This is a genomic window from Streptomyces sp. GD-15H (assembly GCF_045291515.1).
In the GTDB taxonomy this organism is placed as follows: domain Bacteria; phylum Actinomycetota; class Actinomycetes; order Streptomycetales; family Streptomycetaceae; genus Streptomyces.
Genome location: NZ_CP149447.1, coordinates 2,229,181 through 2,248,273, shown reverse-complemented (window position 1 = coordinate 2,248,273; position 19,093 = coordinate 2,229,181). Strand labels below are relative to the sequence as shown.

Sequence of the window (19,093 nt, the reverse complement as noted above, 5' to 3'; positions counted from 1 at the left end):
TCGTGCGAGATGTGTGCGGGCGCGTCCGCCTGTGGCCTGCCCAGGGCTCCTTGGTGGCCGGGCCCTCCTCGGCCTCACTGAGCCTGGCCTTGAGCACCGGGCTGATGAGCAGGTCGTACACGCCGGTCCCGATGACTCCGCCGATGAGGGGGCCGACAATGGGGATCCACCAATAGCCGCTGAACCATTCGAAGGTTCCGGGCAGGGCAATGGCGCCCCAGCCTTCGAAGAAAGTGAACAGCCGGGGCCCGAAGTCCCGGGCGGGATTGATCGCGTATCCGGCGTTGGTGCCGAACGTCAGGCCGATCGCGACGACCACCAGGCCGATGAGGAACGGGCCCAGGTTGGACATCGGAGCCATATTGCGGGTGTCGATGAGTGCACAGATCAGCAGCAGTAGAATCCCGGTGCCGATGATTTGGTCGAGCAAGGGGCCCCACCAGGAATTCCCGAAGTATTCGGCGGGGAATGTGGCGAAGATCGAGTATGTCGCCAGTGACTCGTCCCGCTGGACCCCCGCCTGGGCGTTGGCCGCGTCGATCGCCCACCGGTAGGACGCGTAGACGAGCGCGGCGGCGACGAACGCCCCCACGACCTGTGCCAGCCAGTAGGGCAGGACCTTCCGCCAGGGGAAATCCCTTCGGACGGCGAAACTCAGAGTCACCGCGGGATTGATGTGGGCGCCGCTGATACCGCCCGCCACATATACGCCGAACACCACGGCGAGACCCCAGCCCCACGAAATGATGAGCCAGTTGGCGGGCCCGAAGTCCACCGTTTGTCGACCTGATCCGGGCAGGCCGACGACGGCAACGGCCACCGAGCCGACGCCCAGCAGAATCAGGACGAATGTTCCCAGGAATTCTGCGAGCATCTCACCGGCGAGGCCTTTTCGGTAACCACGTCGACGGACAATGCGTTCAGCCATCGGTTCTCCTCGGCTGGAATGGCGCAGACTTGCCCTCCCCAATACCGGAAGCCTATGTCCACCGAGGGGATCCCGCCTGCGCGGCGCCAGAATTCCCTCCCATGGAGTAATGCGCCATTTCCGCGCCGTCCGCCGCCTTCACCCGCGTCTCGCGCCGAACCGCACCTCGGTGTCCGGGGCGGGGCGGCCCGCCGTCAGGCCGGTTCCCGCGGGGTGTGGCGGCTCAGCGCGGGATCGCACGGTCGTGGATCTTCCACGGAAAAGGGTCACCGACGGCACCCGACGTGAAGGGCTGGATCCCGGTGGCCGTCAGCCGGTGGGCGGTCGGAATTCCGGCTGGTCGATGATCCGCTGCCAGCTGCCGTCGGCCTGCCGCCGGACCACCTGGGCACGGGCGCCCGAACCGTCCTTCGGCGGTGTGGCGGTCAGCGCGATGTCGCCGCAGACGAGGGTCGGAAGCGGGTCCTCCGCCTCGAAGGGCGGCGCGTTGACGAGCACCTTCTCCCACAGCTGACGAATGGCCTCCCGGCCCACCGTGGTGCTGCCGGGCGGGTAGGCCATCACCGCGTTCTCCTCGTACAGCGCGGCGAGGCCGGCGGCGTCACCGGCGTTGGCGCGTTCCACGAAGAGACGGGTGAGGTCCTCCGGCTTCAGGGCCTTCTCGTTCTCGGACACGACGTTCCTTTCCAGGGTGCCGAATTCAAGCCCAGCCATCGTCCGGCATTGACTCAGAAGAAGTCTAATCAATCGTTTCGATCGCCTCTATAATCTGAGGTTATGGAGCTCAGGCAATTGAAATACTTCCTCGCCGTTGCCGAGGAATCCAGCTTCACCCGGGCAGCTGAGCGCGTGCATGTCAGCCAGCCCGGGATCAGTGCCCAGATCCGCCAACTGGAGAAAGACCTCGGCGCGACTTTGATCGACCGGTCCGGCCGCAGCGTCGGGTTGACCGCGGTGGGGGAGGTGGCCCTCGACCACACGCGCGCGGTGCTGGCCGCGGTGGAGGCGCTCCGGCACGCGGTGGACGAGATGAACGGGCTGATCCGCGGCCGGCTGGTCGTCGGCATGGTGACGGCGTGCACCGTCACCCCGCTGTTCGAAGCGCTGTCGAGCTTCCATGCGGCCCATCCCGGCGTCGAGATCAGCCTCGTCGAGGACGACTCGGCCAAGCTGATCGAGTACGTCCGCGAAGGTGCCGTCGACCTCGCGCTGATCGGCGCGGCCGGCCGGGCACCGGAGGATCTGGACGGACAGCAGGTGATCAGCGAGGCGATCGCCGCGGCGGTGCCGCCCGGACATCCGCTGGCCGACGCGGAGGGCGTCACCCTCGCCGAGCTGAGCGCCCACCCCGTCATCTGCCTGCCCAAGGGCACCGGCATCCGGGCGGTACTGGACCAGGCGTCGGCCGCGCGGGGCCTCGCACCCACCGTGGCCCTGCAGGCCGCCGCGCCGGGAGCGGTGGTCCATCTCGCCGAGCGCGGACTGGGGGTGGCCGTGCTGAGCGAGTCCATGCTCGCCCAGCACCCGCAGTTGCGGACCGTGCCCCTCACCGACGCCGACATCGCCGCGGTGCTGGCACTGGTCTCCGCGCCCACCAAGAGCCCGGCGCTGCGGGAACTGCTGGTGCACTGCCGGAAGTCCTTCGGCGACCCGGCCGGCGAGGCGCTCGCGCCGCCCCGTGAGGCCACCGCCGGACAGCGGCGACCGGCCCGTACCCGTCGGCGGTGCCGTGCGGCAGGTACGGGCTGATCGGGTCGATTCACCGAGGGCCCGGCGCGGTGACCGGTGCGCCGTGCCACCGGCGGGAGCGGGCGGGTGCGGGCGGGCCGCCGCCCGGTGCGGCCGGGCGGCGTCTCAGGAAGGCGTCCCGCGCGCGGCGTAGGTGCCCGAACGCAGCACTCGGGACAGGCCCAGGGCGGCCGTCCGCACGGCGGGCGCCAGCCGGGCAGGGTGGAACTGAGCGCGCGGCACGGCCACCGACAGGGCGGCCACCGCTGTCGGTCCGTCGAAGACCGGCGAGGCGATGCAGCTCACGCCGAGGGCCGCTTCCTGCTCCTCGTAGGCGAGGCCGGACACCTGGATCTGCTCAAGGGCGGTACGCAGCCGCGCCGGGTCGGTGATCGAGTGAGGGGTCAGCCGGGGCAGCGGCTGGGCCAGCGTCTCTTCGGCCAGCTCGGCGCCGGAGAACGCCAGCAGGGCCTTGCCCACCCCGGTGCACGTCAGGGGTAGCCGGCCGCCGATGCGGGACGGCAGGGACAGCGCCTCGTGACCGTGGATGCGTTCGACGTAGACCACGTCGTGGCCTTCGCGCACCCCGAGGTGCACGGTCTCGTGCGTGGCCTCGAACAGGTCCTGCAGGAACGGCAGGGCCGCCTCCCGCAGGTCGTACCGGTGCGGCACCAGCGAACCCAGTTCGAAGAGCTTGCCGCCGAGCCGGTAGGTCTCCGCGTCGCGCTCCAGCAGGCCGAGGCGGACCAGGTCTGCGCAGAGGCGGAACGCGGTCGTCTTGGCCAGTCCCGTACGCGAGGCGATTTCTGTGAGACGGAACGCGCCACCCTCGGGTCGGTAGCAGTCGAGGACAAGGACCGCCTTGTCGAGCATATTTCCCTGCGCGCTGTTCCGTGTCATGGAACAGATTTTGCCATCGCTCAGGCCGCACTCCTATACCTGTCCCATCACGACGCGATGGTCCCCGCGGCTTTCATCGCACGCTCGCTTCTGTTCCGGAGGTAGCCCGCATGTCCGTTCCGCAGCACAGCACCACCGCCCCGAGGAGGCGGGCATGAGCGCCGACGAGTCCGCCGCCGTGACCGAGGCGGCAGCCGTTCTGGAGGAGGCCGCCCGCACCGGTGTGCCGTGCCCGCCGGTCCGCACGCTCCTGCCCGCGGGAGACCTCGACGCCGCGTACGCGGTGCAGCGGCGGTACGTCGAGAGCGGCCTCGCGGCGGGCCGGCGGCTGGTGGGCCGCAAGATCGGCCTGACCTCGCCCGCCGTGCAGCGCCAGCTCGGCGTCGACCAGCCCGACTTCGGCGCGCTGTTCGCCGACATGGCGGTCCCGGAGGGGGAGCCGATCGCGCCCGGCCGGCTGCTGCAGCCGAAGGTGGAGGCGGAGGTCGCCCTGGTGCTCGGCGCCGATCTGCCGCACCGCGACCCGACCGTCGCCGACCTGCTGCGGGCCACCGCCTTCGCCCTGCCCGCACTGGAGATCGTCGACAGCCGGATCGCCGACTGGGACATCACCATCGTCGACACCGTCGCCGACAACGCCTCCTGCGGCCTGTTCGTGCTCGGCGGCACCCCGGTGCCGCTGGACCGGGTCGACCTGCGCGCGGTGCGAATGACGCTGACCAAGAACGGCGAAACGGTCTCCCGGGGCACCGGCGCCGACTGCCTGGGCGGCCCGCTCACCGCCGCCCTCTGGCTCGCCTCCACCCTCGCCCGCCTGGGCGACCCGCTGCGGCTGGCGACCTCGTCCTGACCGGCGCGCTCGGGCCGATGGCCCTCGCCGCCGAAGGGGACGAGTTCACCGCACACATCGAAGGCCTGGGCACGGTCACGACCGCGTTCGCGGCCGGCGCCACGGAAGGAGCGGGAGCATGACCACCAAGGTCGCCGTGATCGGGTCGGGCAACATCGGCACCGACCTGATGATCAAGGTTCTGCGGCTGTCCGAATCCCTGGAGATCGCCGCCATGGCCGGCATCGACCCCGACTCGGACGGACTGGCCCGCGCCCGCCGGCGAAGGTCGCCACCACCCACCAGGGCGTGGACGGCCTGGTGAAGCTGGACGAGTTCGCGGACGTCTCGCTCGTCTTCGACGCCACCTCCGCCGGCGCCCACCGCCGCCACGACGAGGTGCTGCGCGCGCTGGGCCGCACCGTCGTGGACCTCACCCCGGCCGCGCTGGGCCCGTACGTCGTCCCGCCGGTCAACGGTGACGCCCATCTCGACGCGCCGAACGTCAACATGGTCACCTGCGGCGGCCAGGCCACCATCCCCGTCGTCGCCGCCGTCGCCGCCGTGACGCCGGTGCACTACGGGGAGATCGTCGCCTCGATCTCCTCCCGCTCGGCCGGACCGGGCACCCGGGCCAACATCGACGAGTTCACCGAGACCACTTCGGCGGCCATCGAGCAGGTCGGAGGCGCCACCCGCGGCAAGGCGATCATCGTCCTCAACCCGGCCGAGCCGCCGCTGATCATGCGGGACACCGTGCACTGCCTGGTCGGCGACTGCGACGAGGCGGCGGTGACCGCCTCGGTGCAGGAGATGGTCGCCCGCGTCCAGGCCTATGTGCCCGGTTACCGGCTCAAGCAGAGGGTGCAGTTCGAGCGCGTCGCCGCCGACGACCCGCTGCGCTCGCTGCTCCCGCAGGCCTCCCGGACCGGTGGGGCGGCCAAGGTGTCGGTCTTCCTCGAAGTGGAGGGCGCCGCCCACTACCTGCCCGCCTACGCCGGCAACCTCGACATCATGACCTCGGCCGCGCTGCGCACCGCCGAACGCATGGCCGCCCACCGCGCCACGGAGGTGGCATCCCGATGACTTCCCTCTACGTCCAGGACGTGACCCTGCGGGACGGCATGCACGCCGTCCGCCACCGCTACACCGTCGAGCAGGCCCGCACCATCGCCACCGCCCTGGACGCCGCCGGGGTCGCCGCGATCGAGATCGCCCACGGCGACGGCCTGTCCGGCTCCAGCATCACCTACGGCGTCGGCGCCCACACCGACTGGGAGTGGATCGAAGCCGTCTGCGACGCCGTGACCCAGGCGGTGCCCACCACCCTGCTGCTGCCCGGCATCGGCACCCTGCACGACCTGAAGCAGGCGCACGCGCTCGGCATCCGCTCGGTGCGCGTGGCCACCCACTGCACCGAGGCCGACATCTCCGCCCAGCACATCGCCGCCGCCCGCGAGATGGGCATGGACGTGGCGGGCTTCCTGATGATGTCCCACATGGCCGAGCCCGCCGAACTGGCCCGCCAGGCCAAGCTGATGGAGTCCTACGGCGCCGGCTGCGTCTACGTCACCGACTCCGGCGGCAGGCTCACCATGGACGGAGTGCGCGACCGGGTGCGCGCCTACCGCGAGGTCCTGGACCCGGCCACCGAGCTGGGCATCCACGCCCACCACAACCTCGGCCTGGGCGTCGCCAACTCGGTCGTCGCCGTCGAGAACGGCGTCACCCGCGTCGACGCCTCGCTGGCCGGCCAGGGCGCCGGCGCGGGCAACTGCCCGCTGGAGGCGTTCGTCGCGGTCGCCGACCTGATGGGCTGGCAGCACGGCTGCGAGCTGTTCCCGCTGATGGACGCCGCCGACGACGTCGTCCGACCCCTTCAGGACCGGGAGGTCCGCGTCGACCGCGAGACGCTCACCCTCGGCTACGCCGGGGTGTACTCCAGCTTCCTGCGCCACGCCGAGACCGCGGCCGCCCGCCACGGACTGGACACCCGCGCCATCCTCGTCGAGGTCGGCAAGCGCGGGCTGGTCGGCGGCCAGGAAGACATGATCACCGACATCGCGCTGGACCTCGCAGCGGCCCGCACCGCCGTCTGAACCGGAGCACGCGAGGGGCCGGCCGTCCTGTTCGGGACGGCCGGGCCCCTCGCGTGCCGGGCCGCCGGCTTCGCTCTCGCGGATGGCTGGTCGAGCGTCACCGCCGCCGGCCGCTGAGCACCCGTCCCCCTCTGATCGCCGGCCCCCTCACCGTCCTGCACGTCGACCAGCCGGTCCTGCACGTCGACCAGCCGGCGGTCGGCACCTCGCACTTCCAAGCGCTCCGCGACCGGACAGGGGTCAACGCCACAGCTTCGGCAGGACCGGTTCCTCGACGAGGCACGAGAGACCGCGGACCCGGTCCGGCTGATGCGCCTGTGCGGCGTCACCTCTCCCACCGCTCGACAGTCCGCCCTCACCAGCAGGTTCGTGTCCGGTCGACCTTCAGAATCCACGAACCCGCCAGTTTCGCTCCTCAACGCCCATGAAGCACCCAGGCGCCCGGAAGCACCTGGTCACAGCTCAGCGTTACCCGTATCCGCGTTCGTACTCAAGGAGCCGACACGCATCAGCCGGCCCGCCCTCCCACACGTCGCACGTGGGGGAGGGCGGGCCGGCTGTATCACGCCACCGGCGCTTCGACGTCCCCGACGCACCGGCGCTCCCTGTGGACAACGCGCCGATGACCAGGGGCAGGTCAGCGGCCGAGGAACTTCCGAGCGTTGTCCACGAGCAGCAGTCGCTTGGTGGTGTCGTCGAGGAACTCGGCGTTCTTGACGACGGCGCCGACGGGTCGTTCACCGAGGGGGTAGGGATAGTCGCTGCCGGTCATGACCTGGGTGGGGCCGAGGACGTCGACGAGGGTGCGCAGGGCGGCGGGGTCGAAGACCACGCTGTCGACGCTGAACCGGTCGAGGTAGTGCGAGGGCGGGTGCTCGGATGTGCCGATCAGGTCGTGGCGCATGGTCCAGGCGTTCTCGAAGCGGCCGAGCCAGAAGGCGAAGGAGCCGCCTCCGTGCGCGAAGCAGATCTTCAGGGAGTCGTCGACGCGGTCGAAGACGCCGCCGAGGATCATGGCGATGATCGACAGGTGGGTCTCGGCGGGCATGCCGGTCAGCCAGCGGGCCATCCACCGGTCCAGGCGCGGGGAGAAGGGCATGTCCCAGGGATGCACGAAGACCGGTGCGCCGAGGGAGGCCGCGTGCTGGAGGAAGGTGACGATGCCCTCGCTGTCGAGGTCCTGGTCGCCGACGTGGTTGCCGATCTCCACGCCGACGTGGCCGGCCTCCAGGCAGCGCTCCAGCTCCCGGCAGGCCGCGTCGGTGTCCTGCAGCGGAACCTGGCAGAACGGCAGCAGCTGGTCGGGTGCGGGTGCGCAGATCTCCAGGGCGAGGTCGTTGAAGATCCGGGAGATCTTCTCGGCCTGTCCGCCGGGCAGGTCGTAGCCGAAGAAGACCGGGGTGGGGGAGACCACCTGGATCTCGACCCCGTCCTCCTCCATGTGCTTCAGCCGCACCTCGGCGTTCCAGCAGTCGTCCTGGATCCGGCGGAACTTTGAGTCGCCGACCATGATGACGGCCTCGCGCTCGGACTCCACCTTCAGCCAGGGCAGGCCCTCACCGAGATCGGGCCATCCGTTGGGTACGTAGTGCGTATGCACATCGATGGTGCCCATAGGACTCATCCCTCGCAGACGGACGGGACGGCGGTCATCGGGTTTCCTCCTTGGGTGCCAGGCGGGCAACGGCCTGGATCTCGATCAGCAGGTGGGGGTGGGGCAACTGGTGCACCGCGACCGTGGTCCGGGTCGGTCCGGACTCGTCGAAGAACTCCGCGTAGACCTCGTTGTAGCCACCGAAGTCGTTCATGTTCACGAGATACGTCGTCACCTGGACCAGGTCGGACAGGTCCGCCCCGACCGCCTCGAGGATGTCGCGGATGTTCTCGATCACCGCCCGGGTCTGCACCCGGATGTCGAGGTCGGTCACGCCCATCCCGTCGACGTCGGCTCCGGCGAAACTGTTGTCCGGCCGGCGGCTGCTCGTCCCGGAGACGAAGACCAGGTCGCCGACGACCTTCACGTGGGGGAACCGGCCGCGCGGCGTGGCCTTCCCCTCGACGACCTGCGCCTCAGCCATCGTGCGCCTCCACTCCGGCGGTGCGCACCGACACCCTGCCCAGGTCGCCGACCGTGGCGACGACCTCCCTGCCCGCGGTGAGCGGAGCGGCGGCCGTGGCCGCACCCGCCAGCACCACGGCGCCCGCCGGCAGCGCGATCCCGTGCAGCCGGGCCATCCGCTTGATCGCTTCCAGCGCCCGTTCGGGGTGGCCGAGGATGTCGGCCGACGAACCCGTCGCCACCACTTCGCCGTCCACGTGCAGGTCGACCGGGAGATCGGACAGGTCGGCCGAGCCCGGCTGCTGCCACGGTCCGATCACGAAGGCGCACGCCGAGGTGTTGTCGGCGACCACGTCGGCCAGGCTGAACCTGAAGTCGCGGTAGCGGCTGTCGATGATCTCCAGGGCCGGCGCCACCGCGTCCACGGCGGTCAGCGGATCGTCGTCCGGGTCGTGAGGGTCGATGTCGCGGCCCAGGCGGAACGCCACCTCGGGCTCGACGCGGGGGTGGATCATCCGGTCCACGTCCGCCACACCACCGTCGGCGACTTCCATCCCGCTGGTGAGCACGCCGATGATGACGTCGCTGACACCCATCTGCTCGGCCTTGGCCTTGCTGGTGAAGCCCAGCTTCACGCCCACCGGTCGCTCACCCCGGTCCACGCGCAGCGCGACGCCGGCGGCCTGCACGGCGTAGGCCTCCTCGAGGTCCAGCTCGGTCTCCGCGGTGAGCTGAGGGATCGGCACCGCGGTGCGCACCGCCTCGTCGAGGCGGGCGGCCAGCATCCTGCGGTCGGTCATGGTCTCTCCTGTCCCCGCCGCGGTCACAGCTGAACGCAGACGTTGGTCGGTTGGGTGTAGAAGTGCAGCGAGTGCCGTCCGCCCTCGCGGCCGATGCCGGACAGGCCGGCACCGCCGAACGGCGAGCGCAGGTCGCGCAGGTACCAGGTGTTCACCCAGGACATCCCCACCCGCATCGCCTGCGCCACCCGGTGCCCGCGCTCCAGGTTCTGTGTCCACACCGCCGCGGCCAGGCCGTAGTCGGTGTCGTTGGCCAGGCGGACCGCCTCCTCCTCGGAGTCGAAGGGGATCAGCGCCGCCACCGGGCCGAACACCTCCTCGCGTACGACGCGGGCGGTGTTGTCCACGCCGGTCCACAGGGTGGGCTCGATCCAGGAACCCCCGGCGAGCCCGGGCCCCAGGTCCGGTACACCGCCACCGGTCAGCACCGTGGCACCCTCCTCGACGGCGAGGTCGAGGTAGGACCGCACCTTCTCCCGGTGCTTGTGGGAGATCAGCGGGCCGGTCGTGGTGGCCGGGTCGTCCGGGCGGCCCAGGCGCAGTTTGCCTGCCGCCTCGACGAGTCCGGCGGCGAGGTCGTCGAACAGCGGGCGTTCGACGTACACCCGCTCGGTGGACAGGCACACCTGGCCGGTGTTGAGGAACACCGAGCGGGACAGACCCGCGACGGTGCGGTCCAGGTCGGTGTCGGCGAAGACCACCGCCGCGTTCTTGCCACCCAGCTCGAAGGAGACCGGCCTCACCCGCGGCGCCACCGCTCGCATGATCGCCGAGCCGGTGGCGGACTCCCCGGTGAAGGTGACCCCGTCGACGCCGGGGTGGGTGGTGAGCGCCTCGCCCGCGGAACCGGGGCCAAACCCGTGCACCACGTTGTAGACGCCGTCCGGTACGCCCGCCTCGGCCATCACCTCGGCCAGCAGCGTCGCCGTGGACGGGGTCTCCTCCGAGGGTTTCACCACGACCGCGTTGCCGCAGGCCAGCGCCGGCGCCACCTTCCAGGTGAGCAGGAGCAGCGGCAGGTTCCACGGCACGATCACCGCCACCACGCCCAGCGGCTTGGCGACCGCGTAGTTGAGTGCCTGACGGCCGTCGGTCAGGTCGGTGAGGAACGAGTCCATCCCGGTGGCGGCGACGGTGTCGGCGAAGGAACGGAAGTTCATGGCCGCGCGGGCCACGTCGAGCTCGCGGACCAGCGTCTCCGGCTTGCCGGTGTCGCGCACCTCCGCGGCGACGAACTCGTCGAAGCGGGCCTCGATCCGGTCGGCCACCCGGCGGAGCAGAGCCGTCCGCTCGCTGACGGTGGAGGAGCCCCAGGAGCCGTTCAGCGCCTTGCGTGCCGCCGTGACTGCGGCGTCGACGAGCTCGGGCCCGGCCTCATGGACGGTGACGGCGGGTCGGCCGTCGACGGGACTGGCCTTGTCGAAGGTGCTGAGTCCGGTGACGAACTTGCCCCCGACGTGGTTGAGAGCCTCGGTGGGTGCGGTCATGCTGCCGAGCGTAGAGACAGCGGCCATGCCTGACCAATGCCGAATGCGGTATCAGGTATGTCTTTTAGGTATGCCTTGCGGGGTGGCGCGGCGAGGTCGGGACCCTGGCCGTCCGCGCCCGGCTTCAGCCGACGTCGGGTTCCTGCCGCAGGTCCTCGGCGGCAGCCTGGAGTGCCTCCTCCAGTGCGCGGGTCGCCGGGTTGAGCTGCCGGTGAGCGGGGAGGGTCAGTCCGACGCTGTGCCCCAGTGGTTCGAGGGAGAAGGGCAGTGCGGCCAGTTGCGGGTCGCTGCCCACGATCAGGCCGGGGAGGACGGCCACCATGTCGGTCTCCCTCAGCAGCTGCCGGACCGTGAGGAACGAGGTGGCCTCGACCTGGTTGCCGGGGATCTCCACGCCCTGGCGGGCGAAGAACGTCTCCAGCTCCTGACGCAACGCGGTCTCCACGGTCGGCAGGATCCAAGGGAAGTCGCACAGGTCCTGCAGGGTGGGCCGGGGCCGTCCGGTCAGGGGGTGGTGGGTGCCCACCGCGATGCGGATTGACTCGTCGTAGAGCTTGCGGCGGTGTACGCCGTCAGGTGCCCGTCCGGTGAGGCGTCCGACGATCAGGTCCACCCGGCCGGCGGTCAGTTCGGTGAGCAGTGCCTCGGGGTTCGCCTCGCGCACCACCACCCCCAGCTGGGGCCGGTCGCGCTTCAGCAGGGCGATGGCCCGGGGAGGAGAAGGTTCGAGCCGGCCAGGTGGGTGCCCACGACGACCTGCCCGCGGGTGGCGTCGGCCAGCTCCTCGACATGGCGGGCCGCCTGCCGCAGCTGCGCGAGCACCGTACGGGCGTGCTCGGTGAAGGCGACGCCGAACTCGGTCGGTGTGATGCCGCGGGCCCCGCGGTCGTAGAGGCGGACGCCGAGGATCGTCTCGAGATCATGAAGGCCGCGGGTGACCACGGGCTGGGTGATGTGCAGGGCTGCGGCGGCACCCACCATGCTGCCCTGCTCGGAGAGGGCGTCGACGAGCAGGAGGTGGCGCAGCTTGAGTCGGCCGTCGAGCAGGCGTGGTGTCTCCATGCCCATGGATACTAGCGCCAAGAGCATGGGATAGACGCCGTAATGTCCATTTTAGGCATACCTGCTGAGGGTCGGCGCCGACGTCCACACCTAAAAGGCATACCTCGTCAGGAAAGAGGTATTGGCGCGCTCCCGGCCCTGTCGACCAGTGTGTGCGCCACAGCCGGAGGTGAGCGCACTGAGGCGGACTCCTCACTTCGCAGGGGTGAACAACCGGCAGACAAGGCCGGTCTCGGCGACACAGGAAAGTGGGACAGAAACGATGGCACCGGGAACTGGATGGACGTGGGTGTTCGCCACGGCGAGGTTGCGTGATCCGAGCGTCGACGCGCACACGCTCGACCGTGAGAACCTGCAGAGCGCTCTGGAGAAGGTCGGTGCGTCCGCAACGGTCCGTGACGCCTTCGTCCTGCTGACGCGGGACCACGAGCACAGTGCCGGTGTGGATCCGGGATTCGACGTGGTCATGGCGTGGCGGACCATCGATCCCGGCATCGTGACCGAGGAGCTGGTCCGGCGCGGGAACGAGGTTTGGGGGCCGCTGGCGGCAGCGGTGACGGACCCGGCCGTGCACTCCCGCGCGGAGCTCTGCTCCTTCGACGCGTCCTCGCTCGACGGCGGCTGGCTGGTCGCCGTCCGAGTGGACTTCCGCGCCACGGAGCAGGACGCGGAGGCGCAGGAGCGGGACTTCAACGAGTGGTACACCTACGAACACGTCGGCGACATCTGCCGCGGCCAGGGGTTCCACCGGGGCTGGCGCATGCAGCGGGACGCGTCGGGCGACCACCAGACCTACTGGGTCTTCTACGAGTCCGACGCCGCGGAGGACCTGGTCCGGAGCCGGGCCGGCAAGGCGCCGTGGGGTGGTCTCTGGGCGGGAGTCATCGACCAGGACACCTTCTGCCGCTCCTACCACGAGATCGTCGCCCGCTTTCACCGTCCGTAACCGCCCGAGTGGTGGGCTGTGCCCGCCAGCATGCCCTGAGGAGTGAGATGAAGACGAAAGCCGCTGTGGTGTTCGAGCCCGGACGCCCCTGGGAGGTCGTGGAGCTGGAGCTCGACCCGCCGAAGGCGGGGGAGGTGCAGGTGCGGTTCGTCGCCGCCGGTCTGTGCCACTCCGACGAATACATGCGCCTGGGCGAACTGCGCCCGCGCTATCCGCTGGTCGGTGGCCACGAAGGCGCCGGAGTGATCGAGGCCGTCGGCGAGGGAGTGACGGGGCTCTCGGTCGGCGACCCGGTCGTCTGCTCGTTCCGGCCCGCCTGCGGGCGGTGCCGGTTCTGCGCGATGGGCAAGAGCAACCTGTGCGACGAGGGCGCGCGGTTGTTCGAGGGCTCGCTGCCGGACGGCACCTTCCGGTTCCACCACGGTGACCTGGACGTCGGTGCCAACGCGATGCTCGGGACCTTCTCGGAGCGCGCGGTCGTACCCGCCTTCTCGTGCATCAAGGTGGCCGAGGACCTCCCCCTGACGAGCATGGCGATGCTCGGCTGCGCGGTGCCGACCGGCTGGGGCGCCGCCGTGCACTCCGGTGACGTGCGGCCCGGCGAGGTGGTCGTCGTCCTGGGATCGGGCGGCGTGGGCATCAACGCGGTGCAGGGCGCCCGGATGGCGGGCGCGGCGGAGACCGTCGTGGTCGACCCGGTGCAGGACAAGCTCGAGATCGCCAAGAAGCTCGGCGCCACGAGGACCGCGACGACCGCGGACGAGGCCAAGGAGATCGTCCAGGAACTCACCGGCGGTCACGGAGCGGACAAGGCGATCGTCACGGCGGGGGTCCCCGGACTTGCCGAGTCGGGCTTCTCGATGCTGCGCAAGGGCGGCACCCTGGTGCTGGCCGGCATGGGGAACGCCGACACCCTTCGCCTGGACCTGCCCGTCAGCCTCATCGCGCGCGCCGACATGAGGATCGTCGGCAGCGCCATGGGCAGCTGCAACTTCCAGATCGACATCCCCCGGCTCATCTCCCTCTACCGGAGCGGAGACCTGCGGCTCGACGAGCTCGTCTCGGGCACCTACGCGCTCGACGACATCAGCCTCGGCTACGAGGACATGTACTCGGGCAAGAACCTCCGAGGCGTGATCCTCTTCGACTGAGAAACCGGTCTCCGTCCTCGCCGGCTCGGCCAGGACCTTTTTCGGACGGTGTCCGGCGAGGCGAACCCTCCCCCGTCCCCATGGCACGCGAGCGGGACGACCCCCTCCCCGTGATCGCGAGGCGGCGGCGGTCGTACGCATCGCCCCTGGTTCCGTGCGGGGTCTCCCGGACGCTCGCCGGCCTGCGAGATCCCACCCCTCACCGACCCACTGGGCCTTGGCCGGCTCCTGAACCGACCGCCGACCGCCCGCAGATCGCCGACCGCCGACTCCTGGCCTCCGGCCGTCGGCCTGGACAAACGCCGCGCAACGCCTCCGCCCCACCTCACACGGAGCCTGCATCACTCTCCAGCACCTCTGAGAACCAAGGAAGTAAACCCCGTGTCCGTACAACAGTCCATGCAGCCAGGGCACACGGCCCCCTCCTCTCCGCCCGCGTCGCCGGACGCCGCCGCCACAGCTGACGTGGGTGGCCGCAAGTCGATGATCGGCGCCTGGGTGGGCTATTTCGTCGACCTGTTCGATATTTACCTTCCGGTGGTCGTGCTCGCGCCGATCATGGCCTATTTCCTGCCGGAGACGCTCGACGCCGGAACGACCGCGATCCTCGGCGGCCTGCTCTTCGGTGCCACCATCGTGGCCAGGCCGCTCGGCTCGATCATCTTCGGCTGGATAGGCGACGCGCTGGGCCGCAAGAAGGCCACCATCATCTCCATGTACGGCGCCGCGGGCATCACCCTGCTCATGGCCTTCCTGCCCGGCCACGCGCAGATCGGCATCGCCGGCGCCCTCCTGTTCATCGCGCTGCGCCTGATCGGCGGGGTGTTCCTCGGCGGGGCCTACACCGGGGCCAACCCCCTGGCCATGGAGAACGCGCCGATCCGCAAGCGGGGCCTGTACAGCGCGCTCATCAACACCGGCTTCCCCCTCGCCTACGCGGCCATCTCCCTGCTCACCCTGCTGCTGCTGTTCCTGATCCCCGCCGACGGTCCGGAGTCGCCGTACGCCTACTGGGGGTGGCGGATCCCGTTCGTCATCGGCGCGTTCATGGCGTTCCTCACCGCGAACTACGTGCGCCGCGAGATCCCGGAGTCGGAGGCGTTCACCGACACCAAGGCCAAGTCCGGCACCGAGAAGCGCGAAGCGCCCCTGCGCCGGCTGATGAGGGGCGACACCCGGAAGACCCTTCTGCAGGTGTTCCTGCTGCTGTCCGGACTGTGGCTGGCGACCCAGCCGATCGCCGCGACGCTGCCGAAGGTGCTCGTCGACGATGTCGGGCTGTCGGCGCGCGGCACGACCGCCACCCTGGTCGTGGGCTACCTCCTGCTCGCCGGGATGAACGTGCTCTTCGGCCTGGCCGGCCAGCGTTTCGGCCGCCTGCCCGTGTTGATCACCGGCGGGGTGCTCATCACCGTGGTCTGCTCGCCGCTCTACTACATCCTGCTGGAGTTCGGGACGGGCAACGCCACGATCGCGGTGGCTGCCACCATCGCCATGGTCGCCATCGTGGTCGCGCCGTTCGGGCTGATGCCCGCATACATCAACGAGCGGTTCCCCACCTCGGTCCGGGCCTCCGGCTACGGCTTCGCCTACGGTGCCTCCGTCGTGCTGCCGTCGTTCTTCGGGGTCTACCAGGCCGGGCTCGGCAACTTCATGCCCATCCAGTACGCCACGATCGTGCTCCTCTCCGTCGGAGGTCTGCTGGCCACCATCGGCGCGCTCTGGGGACCGGAGACCAGGGACGTGGATCTCCACGCCTTCTGAGCCGCAAGTCCCCGTTCCTCCTTCGCGGTCCTGAAAGAGCGGGCCGCCGGCCCGGGCCCGGTATGACGAACGCCCCCTGTCGCACGGATGACCTGGGGTGGTGTCACCGGGCCCGGGGGTGCCGTATGAGAAGCCCCGGCTGATTTGCCGCGTACTCACTCACATCGGCGCACCGCTGCCCGGTGGGTGACCGACTCCCGGGCCCGCGGGGCGCAGGCCGGAGGGTGCGGCCTGATCCCGAGGAAGTCGGTGGCAGGCGGCCGACCGTGCGCGGGTCCTCGCCGGGCCCCGTCAGACCGGGTAGGCGTGGGTCTGGGTCGCCTTCACCGTGGCCCAGATGTCCGCGCCGGGGTGCAGGCCGAGTTCGGCGGCGGCGACCGTGGTGAGGTCGGCGGTCAGGGGGAGGTCTCCGGCGAGGGCGACGCGGATCTGGTCGCCGTGGGTTTCCATGCCGGCGACCTCGCCGTGCCAGAGGTTGCGGGCGCTGGAGCCGGTGGGGCGGTCGCGGTGGAGGGTCACGGCGCCGGGCGGGAACGCGACGAATACCGGGCCGGTGAGGTCCTCGGTGGTGGTGAGCGTCGGACCGGACTCCAACCGCACGGTGTGGCCCCGGGCTCGGCCGGTGTAGAGGTTCAGGCCAACCAGTCGGGCGATGTAGTCGGTGCGCGGGTGACGGGCGATGTCCTGAGGCGTTCCCTCCTGGACGACCCTGCCGTGCTCGACGACCACCAGGCGGTCGGCCAGCACCATCGCGTCCAGCGGATCGTGCGTGACCAGGACGGCGACGGCCTCGAACGCGGCCAAGTGGCGTCGGAGCTGGGCGCGTACGTCCAGACGGGTGCGGGCGTCCAGGGCGGCGAGGGGCTCGTCGAGGAGGAGCAGCCGGGGCCGGCGGCCAGGGCGCGGGCGAGCGCCACGCGCTGGGCCTGGCCGCCGGACAGGCGGCGGGGCCTGGCGCCGGCGTGGTCCGCCAGACCCATGCGGTCCAGCCACGCGGCGGCCGTCGCACGTGCCTCTGCCTTCGTGGCGCCCTGGCAGCGAGGGCCGAAGGCGACGTTGTCCAGGGCGGTCAGGTGCGGGAAGAGCAGATAATCCTGGAAGACGACACCGACGGGGCGGGATTCAGGTGGTGTACGGTCCCACTCCTTCCCGTCCAGGCGTAGATGGCCTGCGGTGAGGGGCGCGAGGCCCGCGAGGGCGCGCAGGGCCGTGCTCTTGCCGGCGCCGTTCGGGCCGAGCAGGGCGACGACCTCGCCCGGGGCGGCGGTGAGCGCGATGTCCAGACGGAAGGTGCCGTGGTCGACGACGAGACGGGCGTCGAGGCCCTCGGGTTCGGGGGCGCCGGTGTCGTCGCCGGCGAGGCCGTGTCCGGGCTTTCCGGTGCGGGTCATGACGCGGTCATCCAGCGGTCGCGCAGGCCGGCCAGCACCGCGATCGAGACGGCGAGCAGGACCAGGCTGAGGGCGATGGCAGCCTCCGGGTCGCTCTGCAGGGCGAGGTAGACCGCGAGGGGCATGGTCTGCGTCCGGCCGGGAAAGTTGCCGGCGAAGGTGATCGTCGCCCCGAACTCGCCCAGCGCCCGCGCCCAGGCCAGGACGGAGCCCGCCGCGATGCCCGGCGCGATCAGCGGCAGCGTGACCCGGCGGAACGCGGTGAAGCGGGAGGCGCCCAGGGTGGCCGCGGCCTCCTCGTAGCGGCGGTCGGCGGCGCGCAGGGTGCCCTCGACGCTGATGACCAGGAACGGCATCGCCACGAACGCCTCCGCGAGCACGACACCGGCGGTCGTGAAGGGCAGGGTGATGCCGAACCAGGCGTCCAGCCACTTCCCGACGATGCCGTTGCGGCCGAGCGCCATGAGCAGGGCCACACCGCCCACCACCGGGGGCAGGACCAGGGGCAGCGTCACCAGGGCCCGGACCAGACCGCGGCCGCGGAACTCCGTACGGGCCAGCAGCCAGGCCAGCGGTACGCCGACGACCAGGCTCACCGCCGTCGCCGCGGTGGCGCACACCAGGGAGAGCCGCAGGGCCTGCCACACCTCGGGGCTGGTCAGCTGCTCGGGCAGGCTCTGCCACGGGGCCCGGACCAGCAGGCCGAGCAACGGCACCAGCAGGAACGCCAGACCGAGCAGCGCCGGCAGCAGCAGGGGCAGCGGCACGGTCCGCCCGCCGACCGCCGGGGTGCGGCGGCGCCGCGGGCCGGCGCCCTTGCGGGTGCCGACCGCGGCGCCGGAGGGGTCCGCCGGGGTCACGACGTCAGGAACCCGGCGTCGGCCAGTACCCGCCGGCCCTCGTCGGACCGCACGAACGCGATGAACGCCTGGCCCGCCCCGGCGTTGGGCGCGTCCTTGAGCAGGGTGATCGGGTAGTCGTTGACGGCCTCTGCGGCCTCGGGGAAGTCCACGCCCTCCACCTTGTCACCCGCCGCGCGCACGTCGGTCCGGTACACGAGGGCGGCGTCCGCCTCCTTCAGCTCGACCTTCGTCAGGGCGCTCTTGACGTCCTGCTCGTACGACACCGGGGTGAAGTCCAGACCACCGGCGTCCAGCGCCTTCTGTGCGGCGGCCCCGCACGGCACCTTCCTGTCGCACAGGACGACCTTCAGCTTCGGGCCGGTCAGGTCCTTCAGCGAGGAGACGCCCTCCGGGTTGCCCGGCAGGGTGGCGATCTCCAGCCGGTTGCGGACGAAGGTGACCGGGGTGCCGGAGGCGCTCCCCGCGTCCGTGACGATCCTCATCGTCCAGGGGCTGGCGGAGGCGAAGACATCGGCGGGGGCGCCGCCGGTGATACCGGCGGCGAGGCTGTCGCTGCCGCCGAAGTTGAAGGTGACCTCGGTGCCGGGGTGCGCCTTCTCGAACTCCTCGCCCAGCGTCGTGAAGCTCTCCGTGAGGGAGGCAGCGGCGAAGACGGTCACCGTGCCGGCCGGCTTGCCGGACGAGGACCTCGAGGAGGGGTCGTCGGAGGACGACGAGCAGGCGGTCACGGCGCCCAGGACCAGCAGCGCGGCGGTGCCCGCACCGGCCGTCCGGGTCGTCCGACGGGTCCGGTGGGCGGGACGGGGCATCGGCGTCACGGCTCCTCCCTCTGCCTGCTACTCGCTTGTCACGGACCGGTCCGGTGGGACGCGTTCGCTGATCCTACTGTCGTAGATGCGAGGAGTGAATCACCTTTCGAGCCGCACACACTGTCATATTCACGCAGCAGGGCCGCATCTGCGATTCCGTGACGGAGGTGAGCTGCGTCTGGCGTATGAGATACGAAAGAGTGCACTCGTGGCGTCCGGAGCCTTGTCAGGCTGGTCGGGGCCGCCCTGTTCTCACGGCGAGAAAGCGCTTTCCATC

15 protein-coding genes and 4 pseudogenes are annotated in these 19,093 nt (G+C 70.9%); 7 read left to right on the top strand and 12 right to left on the bottom strand.

The genetic code is table 11. The annotated features are described in order from the left end of the window. Window positions 1–43 precede the first annotated feature (43 nt). Together WJ438_RS10765 and WJ438_RS10760 are read right to left on the bottom strand one after the other, a co-directional pair. Window positions 44–928 (bottom strand): annotated as a pseudogene (locus WJ438_RS10765) (MIP/aquaporin family protein); the annotation flags it as partial. A gap of 309 nt (window positions 929–1,237) precedes the next feature. Beyond that, window positions 1,238–1,603, bottom strand: coding sequence for a YybH family protein (locus WJ438_RS10760; RefSeq protein ID WP_406725034.1), 366 nt, complete (start codon window positions 1,601–1,603; stop codon window positions 1,238–1,240). Between the two features lie 102 nt (window positions 1,604–1,705). On the opposite strand from WJ438_RS10760, the gene WJ438_RS10755 reads away from it, so the two are divergent. Further along, window positions 1,706–2,677, top strand: coding sequence for a LysR family transcriptional regulator (locus WJ438_RS10755; RefSeq protein ID WP_406725033.1), 972 nt, complete (start codon window positions 1,706–1,708; stop codon window positions 2,675–2,677). Between the two features lie 105 nt (window positions 2,678–2,782). Here WJ438_RS10755 and WJ438_RS10750 read toward each other — a convergent pair whose 3' ends face one another. Continuing rightward, window positions 2,783–3,529: an IclR family transcriptional regulator gene (locus tag WJ438_RS10750; RefSeq protein ID WP_406725032.1), complete on the bottom strand. Its 747-nt coding sequence runs from the start codon at window positions 3,527–3,529 to the stop codon at window positions 2,783–2,785. 181 nt (window positions 3,530–3,710) lie between these two features. Here WJ438_RS10750 and WJ438_RS10745 point away from each other — a divergent pair. The 3 genes and pseudogenes from WJ438_RS10745 to dmpG all read left to right on the top strand — a co-directional run bounded on the left by WJ438_RS10745 (window position 3,711) and on the right by dmpG (window position 6,484). Beyond that, window positions 3,711–4,528, top strand: a pseudogene (locus WJ438_RS10745) (2-keto-4-pentenoate hydratase). After that, a pseudogene (locus WJ438_RS10740) lies at window positions 4,525–5,471 on the top strand (acetaldehyde dehydrogenase (acetylating)). Before WJ438_RS10745 ends, WJ438_RS10740 begins: the two co-directional pseudogenes overlap by 4 nt. Further along, window positions 5,468–6,484: a 4-hydroxy-2-oxovalerate aldolase gene (gene dmpG / locus WJ438_RS10735; RefSeq protein ID WP_406725031.1), complete on the top strand. Its 1,017-nt coding sequence runs from the start codon at window positions 5,468–5,470 to the stop codon at window positions 6,482–6,484. The pseudogene WJ438_RS10740 and the gene dmpG overlap by 4 nt, the downstream one beginning before the upstream one ends. Before the next feature lie 637 nt (window positions 6,485–7,121). Here the strand turns inward: dmpG and WJ438_RS10730 are convergent. The 6 genes from WJ438_RS10730 to WJ438_RS10705 form a co-directional block, all read right to left on the bottom strand. Beyond that, entirely contained in the window at window positions 7,122–8,099 is a 978-nt protein-coding gene (locus WJ438_RS10730) for an amidohydrolase family protein (protein WP_406725030.1), read from the bottom strand. Between the two features lie 34 nt (window positions 8,100–8,133). After that, the gene (locus tag WJ438_RS10725; protein WP_406725029.1) at window positions 8,134–8,562 is read right to left on the bottom strand and encodes a RidA family protein; all 429 of its coding nucleotides are present in this window, start codon (window positions 8,560–8,562) and stop codon (window positions 8,134–8,136) included. Next, window positions 8,555–9,343, bottom strand: coding sequence for a 2-keto-4-pentenoate hydratase (locus WJ438_RS10720; protein ID WP_406725028.1), 789 nt, complete (start codon window positions 9,341–9,343; stop codon window positions 8,555–8,557). The genes WJ438_RS10725 and WJ438_RS10720 overlap by 8 nt, the downstream gene beginning before the upstream one ends. Window positions 9,344–9,366: 23 nt before the next feature. Beyond that, the gene (locus WJ438_RS10715) at window positions 9,367–10,830 is read right to left on the bottom strand and encodes a 2-hydroxymuconic semialdehyde dehydrogenase (protein ID WP_406725027.1); all 1,464 of its coding nucleotides are present in this window, start codon (window positions 10,828–10,830) and stop codon (window positions 9,367–9,369) included. A 124-nt stretch (window positions 10,831–10,954) separates the two neighbouring features. Further along, a complete protein-coding gene (locus WJ438_RS10710; RefSeq protein WP_406725026.1) occupies window positions 10,955–11,494 on the bottom strand; it encodes a LysR substrate-binding domain-containing protein in 540 nt (179 codons plus the stop codon). A 29-nt stretch (window positions 11,495–11,523) separates the two neighbouring features. Continuing rightward, window positions 11,524–11,892: a LysR family transcriptional regulator gene (locus WJ438_RS10705; protein WP_406725025.1), complete on the bottom strand. Its 369-nt coding sequence runs from the start codon at window positions 11,890–11,892 to the stop codon at window positions 11,524–11,526. 262 nt (window positions 11,893–12,154) lie between these two features. Between WJ438_RS10705 and WJ438_RS10700 the strand changes: the two genes are divergently transcribed. The 3 genes from WJ438_RS10700 to WJ438_RS10690 all read left to right on the top strand — a co-directional run bounded on the left by WJ438_RS10700 (window position 12,155) and on the right by WJ438_RS10690 (window position 15,753). Next, window positions 12,155–12,838: a hypothetical protein gene (locus tag WJ438_RS10700; protein ID WP_406725024.1), complete on the top strand. Its 684-nt coding sequence runs from the start codon at window positions 12,155–12,157 to the stop codon at window positions 12,836–12,838. A 47-nt stretch (window positions 12,839–12,885) separates the two neighbouring features. Continuing rightward, window positions 12,886–13,989, top strand: a complete 1,104-nt coding sequence (locus WJ438_RS10695; RefSeq protein ID WP_406725023.1) for a Zn-dependent alcohol dehydrogenase — start codon at window positions 12,886–12,888, stop codon at window positions 13,987–13,989. A gap of 381 nt (window positions 13,990–14,370) precedes the next feature. After that, the gene (locus WJ438_RS10690; protein ID WP_406725022.1) at window positions 14,371–15,753 is read left to right on the top strand and encodes an MFS transporter; all 1,383 of its coding nucleotides are present in this window, start codon (window positions 14,371–14,373) and stop codon (window positions 15,751–15,753) included. Between the two features lie 291 nt (window positions 15,754–16,044). Here the strand turns inward: WJ438_RS10690 and WJ438_RS10685 are convergent. The 3 genes and pseudogenes from WJ438_RS10685 to modA form a co-directional block, all read right to left on the bottom strand. Continuing rightward, window positions 16,045–17,144: pseudogene (locus WJ438_RS10685) on the bottom strand (ABC transporter ATP-binding protein). Next, a complete protein-coding gene (gene modB / locus WJ438_RS10680; protein ID WP_406725021.1) occupies window positions 17,141–18,004 on the bottom strand; it encodes a molybdate ABC transporter permease subunit in 864 nt (287 codons plus the stop codon). The pseudogene WJ438_RS10685 and the gene modB overlap by 4 nt, the downstream one beginning before the upstream one ends. Beyond that, window positions 18,001–18,816 carry a molybdate ABC transporter substrate-binding protein gene (gene modA, locus WJ438_RS10675; RefSeq protein ID WP_406729645.1) on the bottom strand — a complete coding sequence of 272 codons (816 nt, stop codon included), beginning with the start codon at window positions 18,814–18,816 and terminating at the stop codon, window positions 18,001–18,003. Before modA ends, modB begins: the two co-directional genes overlap by 4 nt. Between the last annotated feature and the right edge of the window lie 277 nt (window positions 18,817–19,093).